Source organism: Umezawaea sp. (assembly GCF_057122925.1).
This window is the reverse complement of sequence record NZ_DBNGPQ010000065.1, coordinates 130,182-146,282: the sequence shown is the minus strand read 5'-3', so window position 1 is coordinate 146,282 and position 16,101 is coordinate 130,182. Positions and strand designations below refer to the sequence as shown.

The following is a 16,101-nucleotide window of genomic DNA, read 5'->3' as shown; positions in this document are numbered from 1 at the left end:
GGTCCATCCACCACGGGGGGGTCAGCGCAAGGTCCACCTCTGGTTCGACTGGCCGCTGCACGACCAGAGGATCAGCTTGGTGCCGTTGGCCGTCCCGTGGCCGGAGGCGTCCACGCACAGGTTCGACGCGACGCCGGTGATCGAACCGTCCGGGTTCACGTTCCACTGCTGGCCCGCCTGGCCGTCGCAGTCCCAGACGACCACCCGCGTGCCGTCGGCCGTGCCGTTCCCGGAGGCGTGGAGGCACTTGCCGCCGGACGTCAACCGCTTGCCGGAGGTGTAGGTCCACGACTGGTTCGACTGGCTACCGCAGTCCCACAGCTGGACCTGCGTGCCGTTCGTGGTGCTCCCGTTGGGCACGTCCGCGCAGCGGCCCGACTCGACGCCGACGATCTGCCTGCCGGACGGAGCGGTGGGGTCGCCGATCGATCCCGCGACGGACCGCAGCGCCGAGTACCACGTGGCGGCCATCTTGTCGTAGCCGGTGGCCGTGGGGTGGATGCCGTCGATGAGGTCGGCGGTGGTGAGCGCGGAGTGCATGTCGACCAGGTGGACCCGCTTGCCCGCGTTCACCTTGCCCTGCACGATGCCGGGGATCGCGGCGTTGAACGTCCGGACGGCGGACTCCTGCCCGGAGTTGGCGAGCGGAGTGATCGTCGCGACGAACACGTCCGCGTTCGGGGCGGTCGCGGTGATGGTGTCGACCAGGGCGGACAGCCTGCCCGGAGCGCCGCCGAGGTTCGAGTTCTGGAGCACGTCGTTGGTGCCGATGTGCAGCAGCACGGTGCGCGGGTCGGTGTTGCGCAGCCAGCCCGCGACGTTGGCGTTGACCTGGTCGATGCGCCAACCGGGGTGCCCCTCGTGGTCGTGGTCGCCCAGCGACGCCGGGCCGTTGAACTGCGACCCCACGAAGTCGACGCGGTAACCGGCGCTCGCGGTCCGCTGCCACAGCCCGATCCGGTAGCCGCCGGGGACCTGGGTCCCCTCGGTGATCGAGTCGCCCAACGGCATCACGCGCACGCCGCCGTTCGACTCGGCGACCGCGGATCCGGTCCCCGACACCACCCCGGCGACCAGGGCGGCGACAGCGATCATCGACCTGACGAGCGTCCGCATCGTTTCTCCTCCGCGTTCGACGGCCGTCGTGTTAACGCTAACTACGAGGCCTGCTCAGGCACAGTGCCGCAGGCGCAGGAGCTAAATCAACTGCCTCTCGTTTTAGCTAGTCGAGAGTTGTTAACGTTCGCTTCAGCGCTGCCACAGGCACCCGGCGCTGTGCAGGCGGTGTCCGGGCGGTCGAGGGACCCGACGTCGGTCACGCACCTCGACGAGGTGGCGGACGTGGAGCCGAAAGGAGCGGGCATGGCTCGTGTGCTGGTCCTGGTGGCGGACGCCGCCGAGGAACTCGACTCGATGTACCCGGTGTTCCGGCTGCGCGAAGGCGGCCACGAGGCGATCGTGGCCGCTCCCACCACACGCGCGGTCAAGCTCGTGGTCCACGACTTCGAGCCCGGTTGGGACGCCTACACCGAGAAGCCCGGCCACCTGCTGCCCGTGGACCTGGCGTTCGGCGACGTCGACCCCGAGGAGTACGACGGGCTGGTGATCCCCGGCGGACGGGCACCGGAGTACATCCGGACGGACCCCGACGTGGCCCGCGTCGTCCGCCACCTCTTCGACCGCGGGCTTCCCGTCGGCACGATCTGCCACGGCCCCCAGGTGCCCGCCGCCCTCGGTCTCCTGCGGGGCCGCGCCACCGCGGCCTTCCCACCGCTGCGAGCGGACGTGGAGCAGGCCGGAGCGAGGTTCGTGGACGGGCCCGACGTCGTCGACGGCGCGATGGTGTCCTGCCGGGGCTGGCCCGACCTCCCCCTGTGGTCACGTGCGTTCACGTCCGTGCTGGAGAAATCGCGCGTTCACGCCTGACTGTCCCCACGACGAGCCGGTCCGCCCCTGGAACCGGGTGAGAGGAACACCATGCGGCAACGGCGTGCCACCTGGAGGACCACCGCTTCCCGCCCGCCGCTCACGGCCTTGTGCGCCGTGGTGCTGTCGGGTCTCGGCGTCGTCCTCCCGCCGTCCACCGCGTCCGCGGCCGCGGTGGGCACCAGCGCGTCCTACGTGCTCGTCGACCGCAACGGCGGCGAGATCCCCGACCTGCGCGGGCGCGCCACGACCGACGGCGCCCGGCAGCCGTGGCGGTCGGTCGGCCCCGGTGCCGACACCACACCGCCGACCGCACCGGGCAACCCCCGCGCCTCGAACCTGACGTGCAGGGGCGTCAGGTTCTCGTGGTCCGCGTCGACCGACGACGTCGCCGTCGCCTTCTACGACGTCTACCACGACGGACAGCTCATGACCTCGGTACCCGGCACCAACCTGTCGGCCTACCTGGCCGTCGTGCCGGGTGCCACCTGGGGCCTGTACGTCAACGCCCGCGACGCCGCGGGCAACGTCTCCCAGGCCAGCTCCACGGTCACCATCACCGTGCCGCGGTGCCAGTCCGACACCGAACCGCCCACCACGCCCACGGGCGTGACGGCGACCGCGTCGGGCACCGCGGTCACCGTGCGCTGGACGGCGTCCACCGACAACATCGGCGTCACGGGCTACGAGGTCCTGCGCGACGGCACCCAGGTCGGGTCGACCACCGCGACCTCGTTCACCGACAGCGGCCTGACCGCCGACACCAGCTACCGCTACCAGGTGCGGGCGCGCGACGCGCAGGCCAACCGATCCGCCTCCAGCACGGCGGTCACGGTCACCACGGGGAGTTCCTGCTCCACCGCGCTGTGCTCGGTCACCAGGGTCACCACCGAGACCGATCTGCCCTGGGGTCTGACCACCTTCCCCGACGGGCAGGTGCTCTACGGCCGCCGCGACACCTTCGAACTCGTCCGCCTCGATCCCGCCACCGGCACGAAGACCGTCCTCGGGCGCGTGCCCGGTGCGACGGGCACCGATGGTGAGGGCGGGGTCCTGGGCATCGCCCTGGCGGCCGACTTCACCACCGACCCGTGGGTGTACGTCATGCACACCACCTCGACCGACAACCGGGTCGTGCGGATCCGCTACACCGACGGCGCGATCACGGGCACCCCGCAGGTGCTGCTCACCGGCATCCCGCGCAACAAGTACCACAACGGCGGCCGTCTGCGGTTCGGACCGGACGGCACGCTCTACATCGCCACCGGCGACGGCCAGAACGGCGCCTGGGCCCAGGAGCTCGACAACCTCGCGGGCAAGGTCCTGCGCATCAACCGCGACGGCACCATCCCCCCGGACAACCCCTTCGGCACACCGGTGTGGAGCTACGGCCACCGCAACCCGCAGGGATTGGCCTTCGACTCCCGAGGCCGGTTGTGGGAGCAGGAGTTCGGCAACTCCGTCATGGACGAGACGAACCTGATCGTCCGCGGCGGCAACTACGGCTGGCCCACCTGCGAGGGCACCACCGGCAGTTGCGGTGACCCCGACTTCGTCGCGCCCAAGCACACCTACCCCGTCGCCGACGGGTCGTGCAGCGGCATCGCCATCGTCCGCGACGCCCTCTACCTCGCCTGCCTGCGCGGAGAACGGCTGTACCGGGCCGAGATCTCCGGTGACACCCTGACCGACGTCCAGCAGTACCTCAACGGCACCTACGGGCGGCTGCGCACCGTGGAACCGTCCACCGACGGAGGCCTGTGGCTGACCACCAGCACCAGGGGTGACAAGGACAGCATCGCCAACAACAGCAACGAGAGCATCCTCGAGGTCGAACTCGGACGGTGACCCGTGCTCCGGGGGCGACCACCTCCCGCAGCACGGTGCACCGATCGCGAACAGGAGTCGCCATGACCCACCGCGGGACACCGCGTCACCACCGCGCCCGGACGCTGGCGGCGGTGACGATCGCCGTCGCGGGAGCCGTGTCGCCCAGCACGTTCGCCGCTGCCGCACCGGCCTCGCCGTGCGTCCCCGGTGCGACCTACGGTCCTCCGCTGCCGACGCCGGCGGTGGCGTCACAACTGGTCCGGGGAGGGTTCAACTTCCTCGAAGGCCCCACCTGGGACCGGCGAACGGGCACCCTGCTGTTGTCCCACATGCGGAACCCCACGGGCCCGCAGGGCGTGCAGCCCTCGGCGGTGCTCCGGTACACGCCACCGGCCACCTTCGAGACGTTCATCGCCGACTCGGGCAGCAACGGCCTGGCGATCACCCCCGACGGCTCGCGGCTGCTCGCCGCCACCCACGACAACCGATCCCTGTCCTCCTACAGCCTGCCCGACCTCACCCGAACGACCGTCGCGGCCAACCACCTCGGTCGGGCCTTCAACTCACCGAACGACCTGACCACCGGCCGCGACGGCACCACCTACTTCACCGATCCCGACTACCAGCGCGGCAACCGCGCCGACGAGCAAGGCGGCCGAACCGGGGTCTTCCGCGTGCGCGACGGCGTGGTCAGCCTCGTCGACAACACGCTGCCGCAGCCCAACGGCGTCGTCCTGTCCCCCGACGGCACGACGCTCTACGTGGGGGCCACCAACGCCAACGCGATCATGAGGTACACCGTCTTCCCGGACGGCACCACCGGTGACCGCACGACGTTCGCCGGCATCCGCACGCCCGACGGCGCGACCGTCGACTGCGCGGGCAACCTGTACTGGGCGTCGTACGACGACGGTCTCGTCCACGTCTTCTCCCCGTCCGGCACGCGGCTCGGCACCGTCTCCGCAGGCCGCAACACCACCAACGCGGCGTTCGGCGGACCGGACGGACGAACCCTGTACCTCACCTCAGGCGTTGCCGGGGGCGGGTTCGGCCTCTACCAGGTTCGCCTCGACGTGCCCGGCAACCCCTACTGAGGGCCTCGACCGGTGTGCGGACGGCGGGCGGTGCCTTCGGGACGGGCCCTGTCCCCCTGGACCACGTGGCGGCCGCGGTGATGCCGGTAGGGCACGACGGCTCATCAGCTCACGCCCAGCTGGGCGCGGATCGCGTCCAGGTCGACCAGGGACCGGACGCGAGCGATCCTGCCCTCCCGAAAGCGGTAGAAGACGTGCTCGGCGAACGAGATCCTCCCCTCCGCCCGCGGCATTCCCCGAAAGGACTTCGGAGTGCACTCGAAGTCGATCCGGCACGCCACCTCGTCGCCCGCGATCACCAGGAGGCCGATCTCGTAGCGCAGATCCGGTATCTCGGCCGCGTCGCGGCGCAGCAGGTCCTGGAACTCCGCCAGACCCAGCCGCCGATCGTTGTGGACGACGGGATCGTGCACGAACCGCCCGAGGTCGTCGAACCGCCGTTCGTTCAGGCAGTCGAGGTAGCCCCGGTACCGCGCTTCGACGGCGTTCTCACCCATGCCGATCGAGCCTGCGCCGGGCGCGGACCACCGGCGGGGCACGCATCGCCCACCCTCGACCAGCTCCCCGGCGCGCTCGTCGTGGCAGCGCGGCTCGATCCGTTGTGGACGGTCAGCGGAGGAAGCCCGCCTTCAGCTTCTTCTCCTTGGCGAACCGGTCGCGCATGGCGGGCCGGGTGACGCACCAGAGCAGCGCGGCCAGGACGGCTCCCTGGGCGAGCTGCTCGACGCGCATCCACCACGGGTAGCTGTCGGACAGCAGCAACGACAGCAGGCCGAGCAGGCCGCCGATCGAGATCCAGACGACCCTGCGGTAGGCGGCGCGGTGGCCGCGGCGCAGCCGGTAGCCGACGCGCAGGTACACGGCCGACACCAGGAGCACCCCGGCGACGCGGAACCACACCTGCTGGTGCAGCGCGGTGCGGAACCGCTCGACGTCGGTGCCGGGCTGGAGGACCGTGTGCGCCAACTGGTGGTCGACCAGGCTGTCCCGGAAGACGAAAACCAGGACGGTCAGCACCACGCTCAGGCCGAGGTTGGTGAACAGCAGGACGAAGACCGTCCGCAACTCGGGTGGCACGGGCCCGTCGGCGGGGTCCGCGGCAGCGGTGACGCGAGGGGCCTTCGGCAGGCCGGTGTCCATGGTTTCCTTCTTCCTCCGGGTCCGAGCGCCGTTCGCCGGACTGCGACCAATCGTGTCGTCCACCCGCTGACCGGCGCATCGGCCCGCGAGCGGTCGCCACCCCCTCCCGAAGTCGGTGGTCCGGGCAGCGCGATCTACGACTTCCGGACCGCGCGAGCAGCCGGTCGGCCAACTGCGGCCCCGACACGACCGGCTTAGGCTGTCTGCCGTGGACAGCACGCGGGAAGGACCTGGTCTCGGCTGGTGGAGGACTCGGCGCGGTGCGGCGTTCGACATCGCGCTGGCGCTCGTCGTCACGGCGGTGCCGGTACTCGCGTGGCTGCTGGCCGCGTGGACGGCGCCGTTCCTGCCGACCATCGCCGCCACCGGCCAACCCGCCGCCACACCCCAGGTCGTCTCGGTCGCCGGGCTGTTCAGCCACCTCGCGGGGTCGGCGTTCACCCTCGCCCTGGTCGCACGCCGCCGCTTCCCCGCGGCCGTCTTGTCGGTGATCATCGTCGCGGAGGCGTTCGGCCACGCGACGCTGCTGGGTCTCACGATCGCCCTGTACACCCTCGCCGCGAGCGGGACGTCCCGCGTCGTGCTCGCCGGAGGGGGTCTGCTGGCCGCCGTCGCGGGTCTCAAGCCGTGGGCCTGGACCGACGTGCCCGGCACCGCAGCGCTGTACCTGGTCCTCGGCTTCAGCGGGGTCGTGGTCCTGGTGGCCGTGGTGCTGCCGATCGTCCTGGGCCTGTACGTGAACGCCCGGCGCGGTCTGCTGGCGTCCCTGCGGGAACGGGCACAGCGGTTGGAACGGGAACGACTGCTGCTGGCGCGGCAGGTCCGCACCGAGGAGCGCACCCGGATCGCCAGGGAGATGCACGACGTCGTGGCGCACCGGGTGAGCCTGATGGTCGTGCACGCGGGGGCGCTGGAGATGAAACCCGGCCGGGAACCCGTCGCGGTCGCGGAGGCGGCGACCCGGATCGCCGACATCGGCAGGCAGGCCCTGGGCGAGTTGCGGCAGGCCGTCGGCGTGCTCAAGGTCGACGACGTCGAGGACAGCGCGCCGCTGGCCCCGCAGCCGACCCTGGACGACCTGGCAGAATTGGTCGAGCAGTCGCGCAGCGCCGGGGTTCCGGTCGACTACCGCGTCGAGGGCAGGCGGCGGCTCGCGAACGTGGCGGAGCGGACCGCCTACCGCATCGTCCAGGAGGGTTTGACCAACGTGCACAAACACGCGTTCGGGGCGCGCACCGAGATCTCGCTGCGCTTCCTGCCCGACCGTCTCGAAGTGAGCGTGCGCAACGACGCGCCGCGCCGGTCGACCGGCATCGACCTGCCCAGCGGCGGACACGGGCTGGCCGGCCTGAAGGAGCGCTTGACGCTGGTCGGCGGCGAGTTCGAGTCCGGCCCGTCGGACAGCGGCGGCTTCCGGATCGCGGCCAGGATCCCGATCGCGGTCCCCGCCGGATGATCCGGGTCCTGATCGCCGACGACGAGGAGTTGATGCGCGTCGGCCTGCGCACGATGCTGGAGGCCGACGACGACATCACCGTGGTCGGGGAGGCGCGCAACGGCGACGAGGCCGTCGCCGAGTCGAGGGCGCACCGGCCGACCGTGGTGCTGATGGACATCCGGATGCCGCAGTCGGACGGGCTCACCGCGACGAAGGCGCTGGCCCTGCTGCCGGAGCCGCCGAAGGTCATCGTGCTCACGACGTTCGACCTCGACGAGTACGTGCACGCGGCGCTGCGGGCGGGCGCGGTGGGTTTCCTGCTCAAGGACACCCCGCCCCGCGACCTGATCAAGGCCGTGCACGTGGTGGCCGAGGGCCAGGCGATGCTGTCGCCGTCGGTGACCCGGAACCTGATCTCGGCGTTCGTCGAACGCGACTCCCCCGTCGGTGACGACGCCCGCAACCGGCTCAAGGTGCTGACCGACCGGGAACGCGAGGTGCTCGCGCTCGTGGGCCGGGGTTTGTCCAACACGGAGATCGGCGAGCGGCTGCACAACAGCCAGGCCACCGTGAAGGCGCACATGAGCCGTCTGCTGACCAAGCTCGACCTGTCGAACCGGGTCCAGGCGGCGATCCTGGCCCACGACGCGAACCTCGTCGAAGGCGGCTGACCGGACCGCCCGGCGGTGGTGCCGAGCGGTGACCGACCAGGGCTCGTGTCGGCCTCGCCGGTGTCCTGACCCGGTGGTGTTCCTCCGCGACGGGAGGTGGGGACACCAGTCCGGGGGTGGTGGCCGCGCGTCGTCCGGCTGAGCCGGGCCGGGCCGCAAGATCGCGCCGGGGTTGACGGGTGCGGAGTTCGCCCGCACCGGGGGTGAACACGGTTTCGAGTTCGCCGACGATCGTCGAGCGTTCCTCGCGGCCGTCCCGGAGCGGGTGCCGTTGCGTGAGTCGCCGGTTCCGCGGCCGGGTCGTGCTTTCAGCCCGCCTCGGTTTCGGCCGCCTGGAGCCGCCGCCACTTGGCCATCGACTGGTTGATCTCCTCGCGCAGGAACACGAAGAACCGGTGGGTCTCGTCCAGCCGCCGCCCGGCCGGGGAGTCCGGACCCGCGAGCGCGGCTCCCTCGTCGGCGCCGGCCTGCACCTGGGCCAGCACGGGGTCTGACTGGCTGATGAAGTGGCTCCAGGTGTGCTCGTGGATCCGGTAGAAGTCGTGCCTGCTGCCCGGTTCGCGACCGCGTTCGACCAGTCGCACCCGCACCAGGTACTTGACCGCCCCCGAGATCGCCGAGGCGCCGACGTCCAGCCGCTCGGCGAGTTCGGCGGCCGACAGCCTGCCGGAGTCGGTGACCATCAGCGCGGCGAACACGCGCGAGGCCATCCGGGGCATGCCGGACTCGACCATGATCTGCGCGAACCGTTCCCGGAAGCCGGCGATGGCGTCGTCGTCCGCTCGCGTCACCGAAGCTCCTCTCCTCGTCGTGACCCCACGGTGCCGGCCACTTTTTTGATTTCACGAATTTCGTGAAACACGAGTATTGTAGTCGGCGTGAACGACACCGGACTCGTCGGGGCGCAGAAGACCCTCAGCCCCGTCCTCAGGGCCAAGGCACTGGACAACCTGCTGCCGGACCCGATCCTCGGCGACGAGCACGCCGAGCGGACGATGCGCCGCCTCGACCCCGACTACGACCGGGGCAGGTTCGGCACCAGCCAGATGGGCCTCGCCGCCGTGGTGCGCGCCAAGGCCCACGACGACTGGGCCCTGGCCTTCCTCGCCGACCACCCCGACGCGGTGGTGCTGCACCTGGGCTGCGGCCTGGACGCGCGGGTGCACCGGATCGACCCGCCCGCCACCGTCGACTGGTACGACCTCGACCACCCTGCCGTCATCGACCTGCGACGGCGGTTCCTGCCGCCGCACGAGCACTGCACCCTGATCGGCTCCAGCGTCACCGACCTCGCGTGGCTGGACGGAATCCCGCGCGGCAGGCCCGTGTTGGTGATCGCCGAGGGCCTGGTGCCCTACCTGACCGAGGCCGACCTCCGACGGCTGCTGACCACCGTCGTCGACGCCTTCCCCACCGGTCAGCTCCAGTTCGACACGGTGTCGGTGTGGGGGTGGCGGATGTCGAAGTGGGACCCCTCCCTGCGCGGGTACGGCACCCGGTTCCACTGCGGCTTCGACGACCCGGCGTCGCTGGCCCGGTGGCACCCGCGGCTGTCCTACGTGGACGAGGCACCGATGAACGACTCGCCGCTGATCACGGCCAAGGCACCCGCGGGCGTGCGCCGCGCGTACCGGCTCATGAACCTGCTGCCGGGCCTGAGGCGGTCCACCCGCATCGTGCGGTTCCGGTTCTGACGCGCCGCCCGGTTCGAGGTTCACCCCGGGTTCGCTCCCGGTCCTCGGAGCAGGTCGCCCCCACGACCGCAGAGCGATGAGGTGGCCAGGCGCCCGACGCACGACCGCACACCGTCGCAGGGCGGGCTCGGGCAGAACTGGGACGAAGCTCGCTTCCGCGGCTCAGCAGTCGAAGCGGCCTCGGCGACCGCCCACCCGGACAGCTCCACCGGCCCGGTGCCGAGTGGTCGCCGGACGTCTCCGTCCCGATAGGATCGAGGTGTGCCCGACCTGATCGCGCCCACCGCGCGGCTGCACGACGCGTGGCTCGCCGCGCACGCCGAGTGGGGGCCCGGCCTCCACGAGGACGGCTTCGGGCTGGCACCGACCGATGACGTCGATTCGCAGGCCGGGTTCGCGGCGTGGATCGCCCGGCCGGCCGAGGAGTCGGAGCGGGCCATGTGCCGGTGGATCGTCGAGGACGACCAGGTGCTCGGCGGGATCGCGCTGCGCCACGGGTTCACCGACCACGTGCGGTGGGCGGGCCACCTCGGCTTCGGCATCCGGCCGTCCGCGCGGCGGCGCGGGCTGGCCTCCTGGGCGCTGGGCCGGATGCTCGACGAAGCGCGGGTGCTCGGCATGGACCGCGTGCTGCTCGTCTGCGCGACCGACAACGTCGGCTCGGCGAAGACGATCGAGCGTCTCGGCGGCGCCTTCGAGGACGTCCGGGACACCGGACACGGACCCGTCCGCCGTTACTGGATCACGATTGCCGAACCGACGGCGTGACGTCACGGTGCCGTCGGTACCCACGTGGACGCTCGATCGACGTCAGCGGCACCCCCGGCACGAACGTCCTCAAGGCCGCGCCGAGCCCGCGGGAGGAGTCCGTGGTGCACGGCTCGGACCCGCCACCGGATCCCGTCGACCGGTCGCCGCGTGGTCCACGACGGCCGGCTCGACCGGGACTGCTGGGGCGGCAGCGGTTCCAGCGTCGCCCTTCCGGTCCGGGTGATCGAGTGCACGGTCCCGGACCGGCCAGGACGCACTAGGGTCGGGGAGTGCCCGAGCACCGCCCCCTCCCGCTGTGGGCGGGGCGCGCCGCCGCGTTGCTGGGCATCGTGCTCGTCGCGCTCACCCTGCGCCAAGCGGTTGCGGCGATGTCGCCGATCCTCGGCGACATCCGGGTGGACATCCCGATGTCGAACACCGGTGTCGGGCTGCTCGGCACGGTGCCGCCGGTCCTGCTCGCGGTGTCCGGGTTCACCGCGCCGCGCGTCGCCAGCCGCCTCGGCCTCGACGGCGGCATCGTGCTCGCGCTGTCGCTCATGACCCTCGGTCATCTCGTGCGCGCGTTCGCCCCCGGCTTCGCGGTGCTGCTCGCCGGCAGCGTCGTCGCGCTCGCCGGCACGGGCATCGGCAACGTGCTGCTGCCGCCGATCGTGCGGCGCTACTTCCCCGACCGGGTAGCACTGCTGACCGCCGTCTACGTCTGCGTCGTGGGCGTGAGCACGGCCGCGCCCGCCGCGCTCGCCGCTCCGGTCGCCGAGCAGGTCGGCTGGCGGTTCTCGCTCGGCATCTGGTCGGTGACCTCGGTGGTCGCGCTCGTCCCGTGGATCGTCATCATCGCGCGGGAGCGCCGCGGGCGACTCCCGGAGGCCGTCGCTGTCGAGTCACCGCCTCCCGCGCTCGTCACGCGGCTGTGGCGGTCACGCGTGGCCCTGTCGATCACCGTGGCGTTCTCGACCAGCACGATCTGCACCTACGCGGCTTTCGCGTGGCTGCCCGAGATCCTCGGCGACATCGCAGGCTCGACACCGACCGAGGCCGGTGTGCTGCTCGCCGTCACCGGCCTCGTGAGCGTGCCCGGCGCACTCGTCGCACCCCTGCTCGTCGCGCGGCTGCGCACTGTCGGCCGGCTGATCGCCGTCGGCATCGCGAGCTTCGTGCTCGGCTACCTCGGCCTGCTGCTCGCGCCCACGACGCTCACACTGCTCTGGGTGCTGCTCATCGGCTCGGGCTCGATCCTGTTCCCGATCAACCTCGTGCTCATCAACGATCGCACCCGGACCCACGGCGGCACGGTCGCGCTGAGCGGCTTCGCCCAGGGAGTGGCGTACGCGCTCGGCGCGCTCGGTCCGCTGCTCGTCGGGCTGCTGCACGACGTGAGCGGCGGGTGGACCGTGCCGCTGCTGTTCCTGCTCGCCGTCATCCTCGTGACGATCATCCCGGCGATCGCGCTCGCACGGCCCGGCTTCGTCGAGGACGACCTGCGCTAGCGCCGACGATCCGGGAGCCCGAGTCCCACGCGTTCGGGATCACGCCCGGATCGTCCGCGCACCGCCTGTTCGCAGACCCGGCGTGAGACGATCGAGAGGTGAGCTGGAGAGCGATGGCGCCCGTCGAGGTCTGCGACCTCGTGGAGACGACGTCCGCGGACTGGCTCACCTCGTCCGGTGGACGGATCTCGTTCGGCCTCAACGCGGTGTTCGACACCCCTCAGGGCGTCGAACTCGACCGCGGGGCCGGACACCGGTGAGCACCAACAGCGACCGGCTTCCGGTGCCCGGACGATTCGTCCGCTACCGCGACGTCGACCACCGCTTGCAGCACACGGTCGACAGGTGGTGGATCACGTCGGACCACGCGGTCGACGAGTCGTTCACCAGGGTGGGGCGTCGCACCTTCGTGAAGCACCTCGCGCACGACGACGTGCTGGAGTGCTACGACCTCGCCCGCCCCGGCACCTACCACGGCATGCCCGTCGAGGTCGTCACCGACAGGCCGGGCGGCTACGCGGTGACCACGCGTGATCCGCGGGCGGGTGCGGAGGGTTTCGAGCGGGCCGATCACCGCGGCCCGTTGGAGAAGCTGATCGCGGTCGACGACGCGGAGCTGGAGTTCACCACCACGCTCACACCGGTCCCGATGCCGTGGAAGGTCGCGCACGACTGGGAGCGGTTCACCCAACGCCTCGCGGACGCGCTCCGCGACGTGACCGATCGCGTGTTCCTCATCGTCCACGCGACGGCGGACCCCAGGCGGTACGTGCAGTTCGCCGGTGCCCCTGACCGGCTCGACGCGGAAGCGCCGGGGAGGGACGTCGTGGAGGACGCCGACGAGTTCCAGCTCCGCAGGTTCGACTGGGTCGCGCCCGACGTCGCACAACCCAACTGGACGTCCACGCTTCGACGCCCCGCGCTCACGAAGGAACTCCTGCTGCTGGCGAGGTGCTGCGCCGCGGCACTCCACGAGGCGTACGGGATCACCAGCCCGGACGAACTCCGCTACCGCGCGTGGCGCGAACCGGCAGGCGCGGAGGCCACCCCGGTGGGGTTCCCCGCACTCGGGCTCGGCTGATCCACGTGACCTCGCGCCTGCCGAGAACCCCACCGGCCCCACGACGACACGCGTCGCCGACGACCTCGGCCACCCTGCGGTCGCGAGCGCCTGCGGTGGCCGGCACCGACCACGAGATCACCACGGCATCGGCCTCGACCGCAGCCCGCGGGTTCTTCAGCGCGGTGACCGTGCGGGGCCCGCACCTAGCCGACGAGCGACCCCGTCAACGAAGACCGGTCGCGCTTCCACAGCACGCACAGCACTTCCTGGCGGCCGGGCGCGGCGGCGTCGTCGTAGGCCTCCCATTCTTTCTGGGTGGGCACGAGCCCGGTGTAGCCGAGGGCGTCCTTCGACTTGGGCTCGACGACCTTGAACTGCTCGGTGCAGTAGTTCTTCGTGAAGTCGGCGAGCCACTGCGTGCCGGGGTAAGCGGTGTCCTTCGGCTTGTCCCACAACGGGGTCGCCGCGGAGAAGAGCTGGATGCCGTGCGGGCCGTCGCACGGCGCGCTCGTTCGCACCGGCGAACCCTGCATGAGGAAGTCCTTGGCGCACTGGGTGCCTGAGAGGTTCCACTCCGGCACGTCGCCGCCGCGACCGAACACGGCGATCCGCTGCGACGGCAGGGGCGCACCGACCGGCAGGGACGCGGGATCGGACCACTCGGTGGAGTCCTCCCGGTTCTGGCTCGCGGCCGGGTCCCCGTTGCCGGACGTGGTGGCCTCGGGCTTGAGGACCTGGTAACCGGCGAACGCGACACCCGCGAGCATCGCGGCGCCCAGCACGACCGCCGAGGCCACGAGGCCTGTGTTCTTCTTCTTGCCGTTGCGCGGCAACGGAACGGGCGCGGCGCCGTGGGCGATGGCGGTGAGCATGTGACGTGCCTGGGGAGCCGTCAGGCGGCGTGCCGGGTCAGCGGTCAGCAGGCCGCGGATCACGTCGGCGAGCGCGGGCGAGGCCCGGCGCAGCACCGGCGGCTCGTTCATGACCGCGTGCAGGGTCGACGCGGTGGAGGTGCGTTCGAACGGGCTGATGCCCTCGACCGCGTGCGCCATCGTGACGCCGAGCGCCCACAGGTCCGAGGCGGGCGAGGCTTCCCAGCCGCTGAGGCGGTCCGGTGACATGTACGCGGGCGACCCGACGATGCCGCCGTTGTGGGTGAGCCGCGGGTCGTCCATCGCCTGTGCGATGCCGAAGTCGGTGAGCTTCACGGCGCCGTCCGGGCGCACCATGATGTTGCTGGGCTTGACGTCCCGGTGCACGATGCCCGCCTGGTGCGCGGTCTCCAGCGCCCCCAGCACCTGCAACGCGACGTGCGCCATCCACTCCGAGTCGCGCGGTCCGCGCCGCTGCACGATGGTGGCGAGGTCGAGCGCGTCGACCAGTTCCATCGCCAGGTAGATGCGCCCGTTCTCCCGGACGACGTCGTAGACGGTCACCACCGCGGGGTGGTTCAGCCTGCCCGCCGTCCGCGCCTCCCGGAGCATGCGCTCCTCCAGCACGGCGAACTCCTCGGCGGCGATGCCCTGCGGCGGGTGCAGCTCCTTGAGCGCGACCGCCCGGCCGAGCAGCTGGTCCTGAGCACGCCACACGATGCCCATCGCACCGCGGCCGAGCTCGACGAGCAGTGCGTAGCGGTTGGCGATGACTTGCTGTTGCTGCACTGATCACCCTTCCTGGACGCCCACAGAGCCTGCGAGCACAACGACCTCGTCCCGCACGATGCTCCCCCGCTCCGCTCCCCCGCCTCCTGCGACGGGATGCGCTCGGTCACGTGGCGTGGCACCGTGGAACACCACAGCCGTGCGAGACGCGTGGTGGTTCGACTCGGTGCCGGTTGGCGTTCGGCGCTCTGCGCGAGCCGTGGAGCTGGCGGACACTGTGACGGGCCTTATCCCAGGGCGTTGGACACGGGGTCGTGGGGCGTGGGTCAGCGTAGCCGGTGTCGACGTCGGACTGTTCTCGCAGTCCATCGGGGACGTCCGTCCCAGGCGTGACGCGACCCCCTCGCCAGCGCGGGAGGTGACGGCTCGTACACCCGCGATGCGGAGGTGGGGGCCGCGCGACGTGGTCGACCACGCGCTGTCGGCGCGGCTCCCCGGCTGACCGCGGACCGGTGTGGCGGGCGTCAGCTCGCCCGCCACACCGGTTCCGGGCTGCGGTGGTCGCTCGGCCGGGTGCCGCGCAGCCGCTTGAACGCCACGCTGAGCGCGAAAGCGTTGGCGTAGCCCACTTTGCGCGCGATCGTGCCCACCGTGTGGTCGGTCTCCCGCAGCAGGTCCGCGGCCAGGGCGATCCGCCAGTTCGCGAGGTAGGCCATCGGCGGTTCGCCGACCTCGGCGGTGAACCGCCGGGCGGGCGCCGCGCGCGACACCCCCACCCCGGCCGCCAGGTCCGCCACCGTCCAGGGGTGGGCGGGCGCGTCGTGCATCAGCCGCAGCGCGTCGCCCACCACCGGCAGCTCCAGGGCCCGGCACCAGGCCGGTGCGTCGGCGGTCGGGTTGTCGAACCAGCTGCGCAGCGCGGGGACGAGCACCAGGTCCAGCATGCGGTCGAGCACCGGCTGCTGGCCATCAACCGGTGACGGCTCCGCGGGTGGGGCCCGGCGAACCGACCCCACCCGCGGCGGCACCACCGCGGCGCGGCAGCGCCCCGAGCGCGACCGCGGCTCCGGCGGCCTTGCGCTCGGCCCCGTCCGCACGGCGGTGGCACCACCGGGCCTGGCGCGAACCGCGGCCGAGGAGTCGATGGCGATCAGCCGCCGGGTCGACGCGGTCGTGCTCTGCTCGTTCCGACGGCCCGACAGCCGAGATCCAGTCAGGACAGGCGTTGTCGCCGTGCGGCGGACGACAGCCCTGGCACGTCGTACGTCCCCGGTGGTGCCCGAACTCGGCAGCGCGACGAGCCAGGTGTCGTGATTCGCCGAACCGACCGCTGTCCCGGCACCACCGATCTGCCCCGCGCAACAACCGCGTCGGGTTGTCGGGGAA

General features: G+C 71.8%; 16 protein-coding genes and 1 pseudogene. 11 read left to right on the top strand and 6 right to left on the bottom strand.

Features of this window, described 5'->3' with window-relative positions; translation table 11 throughout:
* Nucleotides 1-21: 21 nt before the first annotated feature.
* Nucleotides 22-1,116, bottom strand: coding sequence for a ricin-type beta-trefoil lectin domain protein (locus tag AC156L_RS15145; RefSeq protein ID WP_330876420.1), 1,095 nt, complete (start codon nucleotides 1,114-1,116; stop codon nucleotides 22-24).
* Between the two features lie 246 nt (nucleotides 1,117-1,362).
* Between AC156L_RS15145 and AC156L_RS15140 the strand changes: the two genes are divergently transcribed.
* From AC156L_RS15140 to AC156L_RS15130, 3 genes are all read left to right on the top strand, one after another.
* Nucleotides 1,363-1,926 (top strand): DJ-1/PfpI family protein, encoded by a 564-nt coding sequence (locus AC156L_RS15140; protein ID WP_330876421.1) that lies wholly within the window; start codon nucleotides 1,363-1,365, stop codon nucleotides 1,924-1,926.
* Between the two features lie 51 nt (nucleotides 1,927-1,977).
* Nucleotides 1,978-3,774 (top strand): PQQ-dependent sugar dehydrogenase, encoded by a 1,797-nt coding sequence (locus AC156L_RS15135; RefSeq protein WP_484406940.1) that lies wholly within the window; start codon nucleotides 1,978-1,980, stop codon nucleotides 3,772-3,774.
* 62 nt (nucleotides 3,775-3,836) lie between these two features.
* Complete coding sequence (locus AC156L_RS15130; protein ID WP_330876422.1) at nucleotides 3,837-4,850, top strand: SMP-30/gluconolactonase/LRE family protein; 1,014 nt, start codon at nucleotides 3,837-3,839, stop codon at nucleotides 4,848-4,850.
* A gap of 104 nt (nucleotides 4,851-4,954) precedes the next feature.
* On the opposite strand, the gene AC156L_RS15125 is transcribed toward AC156L_RS15130, so the two are convergent.
* Complete coding sequence (locus AC156L_RS15125) at nucleotides 4,955-5,347, bottom strand: ester cyclase (protein ID WP_330876423.1); 393 nt, start codon at nucleotides 5,345-5,347, stop codon at nucleotides 4,955-4,957.
* A 112-nt stretch (nucleotides 5,348-5,459) separates the two neighbouring features.
* Nucleotides 5,460-5,990 (bottom strand): hypothetical protein, encoded by a 531-nt coding sequence (locus AC156L_RS15120; protein WP_330876424.1) that lies wholly within the window; start codon nucleotides 5,988-5,990, stop codon nucleotides 5,460-5,462.
* A 208-nt stretch (nucleotides 5,991-6,198) separates the two neighbouring features.
* Here AC156L_RS15120 and AC156L_RS15115 point away from each other — a divergent pair, with 208 nt between their 5' ends.
* Nucleotides 6,199-7,446 carry a sensor histidine kinase gene (locus tag AC156L_RS15115; RefSeq protein WP_330876425.1) on the top strand — a complete coding sequence of 416 codons (1,248 nt, stop codon included), beginning with the start codon at nucleotides 6,199-6,201 and terminating at the stop codon, nucleotides 7,444-7,446.
* Entirely contained in the window at nucleotides 7,443-8,099 is a 657-nt protein-coding gene (locus AC156L_RS15110) for a response regulator transcription factor (protein ID WP_330876426.1), read from the top strand. Before AC156L_RS15115 ends, AC156L_RS15110 begins: the two co-directional genes overlap by 4 nt.
* A gap of 308 nt (nucleotides 8,100-8,407) precedes the next feature.
* On the opposite strand, the gene AC156L_RS15105 is transcribed toward AC156L_RS15110, so the two are convergent.
* Entirely contained in the window at nucleotides 8,408-8,890 is a 483-nt protein-coding gene (locus tag AC156L_RS15105; protein ID WP_330876427.1) for a GbsR/MarR family transcriptional regulator, read from the bottom strand.
* Nucleotides 8,891-8,977: 87 nt separating this feature from the next.
* Between AC156L_RS15105 and AC156L_RS15100 the strand changes: the two genes are divergently transcribed.
* The 5 genes from AC156L_RS15100 to AC156L_RS15080 all read left to right on the top strand — a co-directional run bounded on the left by AC156L_RS15100 (nucleotide 8,978) and on the right by AC156L_RS15080 (nucleotide 13,132).
* Nucleotides 8,978-9,793, top strand: a complete 816-nt coding sequence (locus tag AC156L_RS15100) for a class I SAM-dependent methyltransferase (protein ID WP_330876428.1) — start codon at nucleotides 8,978-8,980, stop codon at nucleotides 9,791-9,793.
* A 261-nt stretch (nucleotides 9,794-10,054) separates the two neighbouring features.
* Complete coding sequence (locus tag AC156L_RS15095; protein ID WP_330876429.1) at nucleotides 10,055-10,561, top strand: GNAT family N-acetyltransferase; 507 nt, start codon at nucleotides 10,055-10,057, stop codon at nucleotides 10,559-10,561.
* Between the two features lie 272 nt (nucleotides 10,562-10,833).
* Nucleotides 10,834-12,051, top strand: coding sequence for an MFS transporter (locus tag AC156L_RS15090; RefSeq protein ID WP_330876430.1), 1,218 nt, complete (start codon nucleotides 10,834-10,836; stop codon nucleotides 12,049-12,051).
* 98 nt (nucleotides 12,052-12,149) lie between these two features.
* The gene (locus AC156L_RS15085) at nucleotides 12,150-12,311 is read left to right on the top strand and encodes a hypothetical protein (protein ID WP_330876431.1); all 162 of its coding nucleotides are present in this window, start codon (nucleotides 12,150-12,152) and stop codon (nucleotides 12,309-12,311) included.
* Nucleotides 12,308-13,132 carry a TY-Chap domain-containing protein gene (locus AC156L_RS15080; RefSeq protein WP_330876432.1) on the top strand — a complete coding sequence of 275 codons (825 nt, stop codon included), beginning with the start codon at nucleotides 12,308-12,310 and terminating at the stop codon, nucleotides 13,130-13,132. The genes AC156L_RS15085 and AC156L_RS15080 overlap by 4 nt, the downstream gene beginning before the upstream one ends.
* Nucleotides 13,133-13,317: 185 nt before the next feature.
* On the opposite strand, the gene AC156L_RS15075 is transcribed toward AC156L_RS15080, so the two are convergent.
* Both AC156L_RS15075 and AC156L_RS15070 read right to left on the bottom strand, forming a co-directional pair.
* A complete protein-coding gene (locus AC156L_RS15075) occupies nucleotides 13,318-14,775 on the bottom strand; it encodes a serine/threonine-protein kinase (RefSeq protein WP_330876433.1) in 1,458 nt (485 codons plus the stop codon).
* Between the two features lie 464 nt (nucleotides 14,776-15,239).
* Nucleotides 15,240-15,683: pseudogene (locus AC156L_RS15070) on the bottom strand (helix-turn-helix transcriptional regulator); the annotation flags it as partial.
* Between AC156L_RS15070 and AC156L_RS15065 the strand changes: the two are divergent.
* Nucleotides 15,658-16,029, top strand: coding sequence for a hypothetical protein (locus AC156L_RS15065; protein WP_330876544.1), 372 nt, complete (start codon nucleotides 15,658-15,660; stop codon nucleotides 16,027-16,029). The pseudogene AC156L_RS15070 and the gene AC156L_RS15065 overlap by 26 nt on opposite strands.
* Nucleotides 16,030-16,101: the final 72 nt, after the last annotated feature.

What these genes read in the sequence shown, in the direction of transcription:
- AC156L_RS15145 (WP_330876420.1), bottom strand. Translation starts at nt 1,116, where the DNA reads ATGCGGACGCTCGTCAGGTCGATGATCGCTGTCGCCGCCCTGGTCGCC.
- AC156L_RS15140 (WP_330876421.1), top strand. Translation starts at nt 1,363, where the DNA reads ATGGCTCGTGTGCTGGTCCTGGTGGCGGACGCCGCCGAGGAACTCGAC.
- AC156L_RS15135 (WP_484406940.1), top strand. Translation starts at nt 1,978, where the DNA reads ATGCGGCAACGGCGTGCCACCTGGAGGACCACCGCTTCCCGCCCGCCG.
- AC156L_RS15130 (WP_330876422.1), top strand. Translation starts at nt 3,837, where the DNA reads ATGACCCACCGCGGGACACCGCGTCACCACCGCGCCCGGACGCTGGCG.
- AC156L_RS15125 (WP_330876423.1), bottom strand. Translation starts at nt 5,347, where the DNA reads ATGGGTGAGAACGCCGTCGAAGCGCGGTACCGGGGCTACCTCGACTGC.
- AC156L_RS15120 (WP_330876424.1), bottom strand. Translation starts at nt 5,990, where the DNA reads ATGGACACCGGCCTGCCGAAGGCCCCTCGCGTCACCGCTGCCGCGGAC.
- AC156L_RS15110 (WP_330876426.1), top strand. Translation starts at nt 7,443, where the DNA reads ATGATCCGGGTCCTGATCGCCGACGACGAGGAGTTGATGCGCGTCGGC.
- AC156L_RS15065 (WP_330876544.1), top strand. Translation starts at nt 15,658, where the DNA reads ATGCGGTCGAGCACCGGCTGCTGGCCATCAACCGGTGACGGCTCCGCG.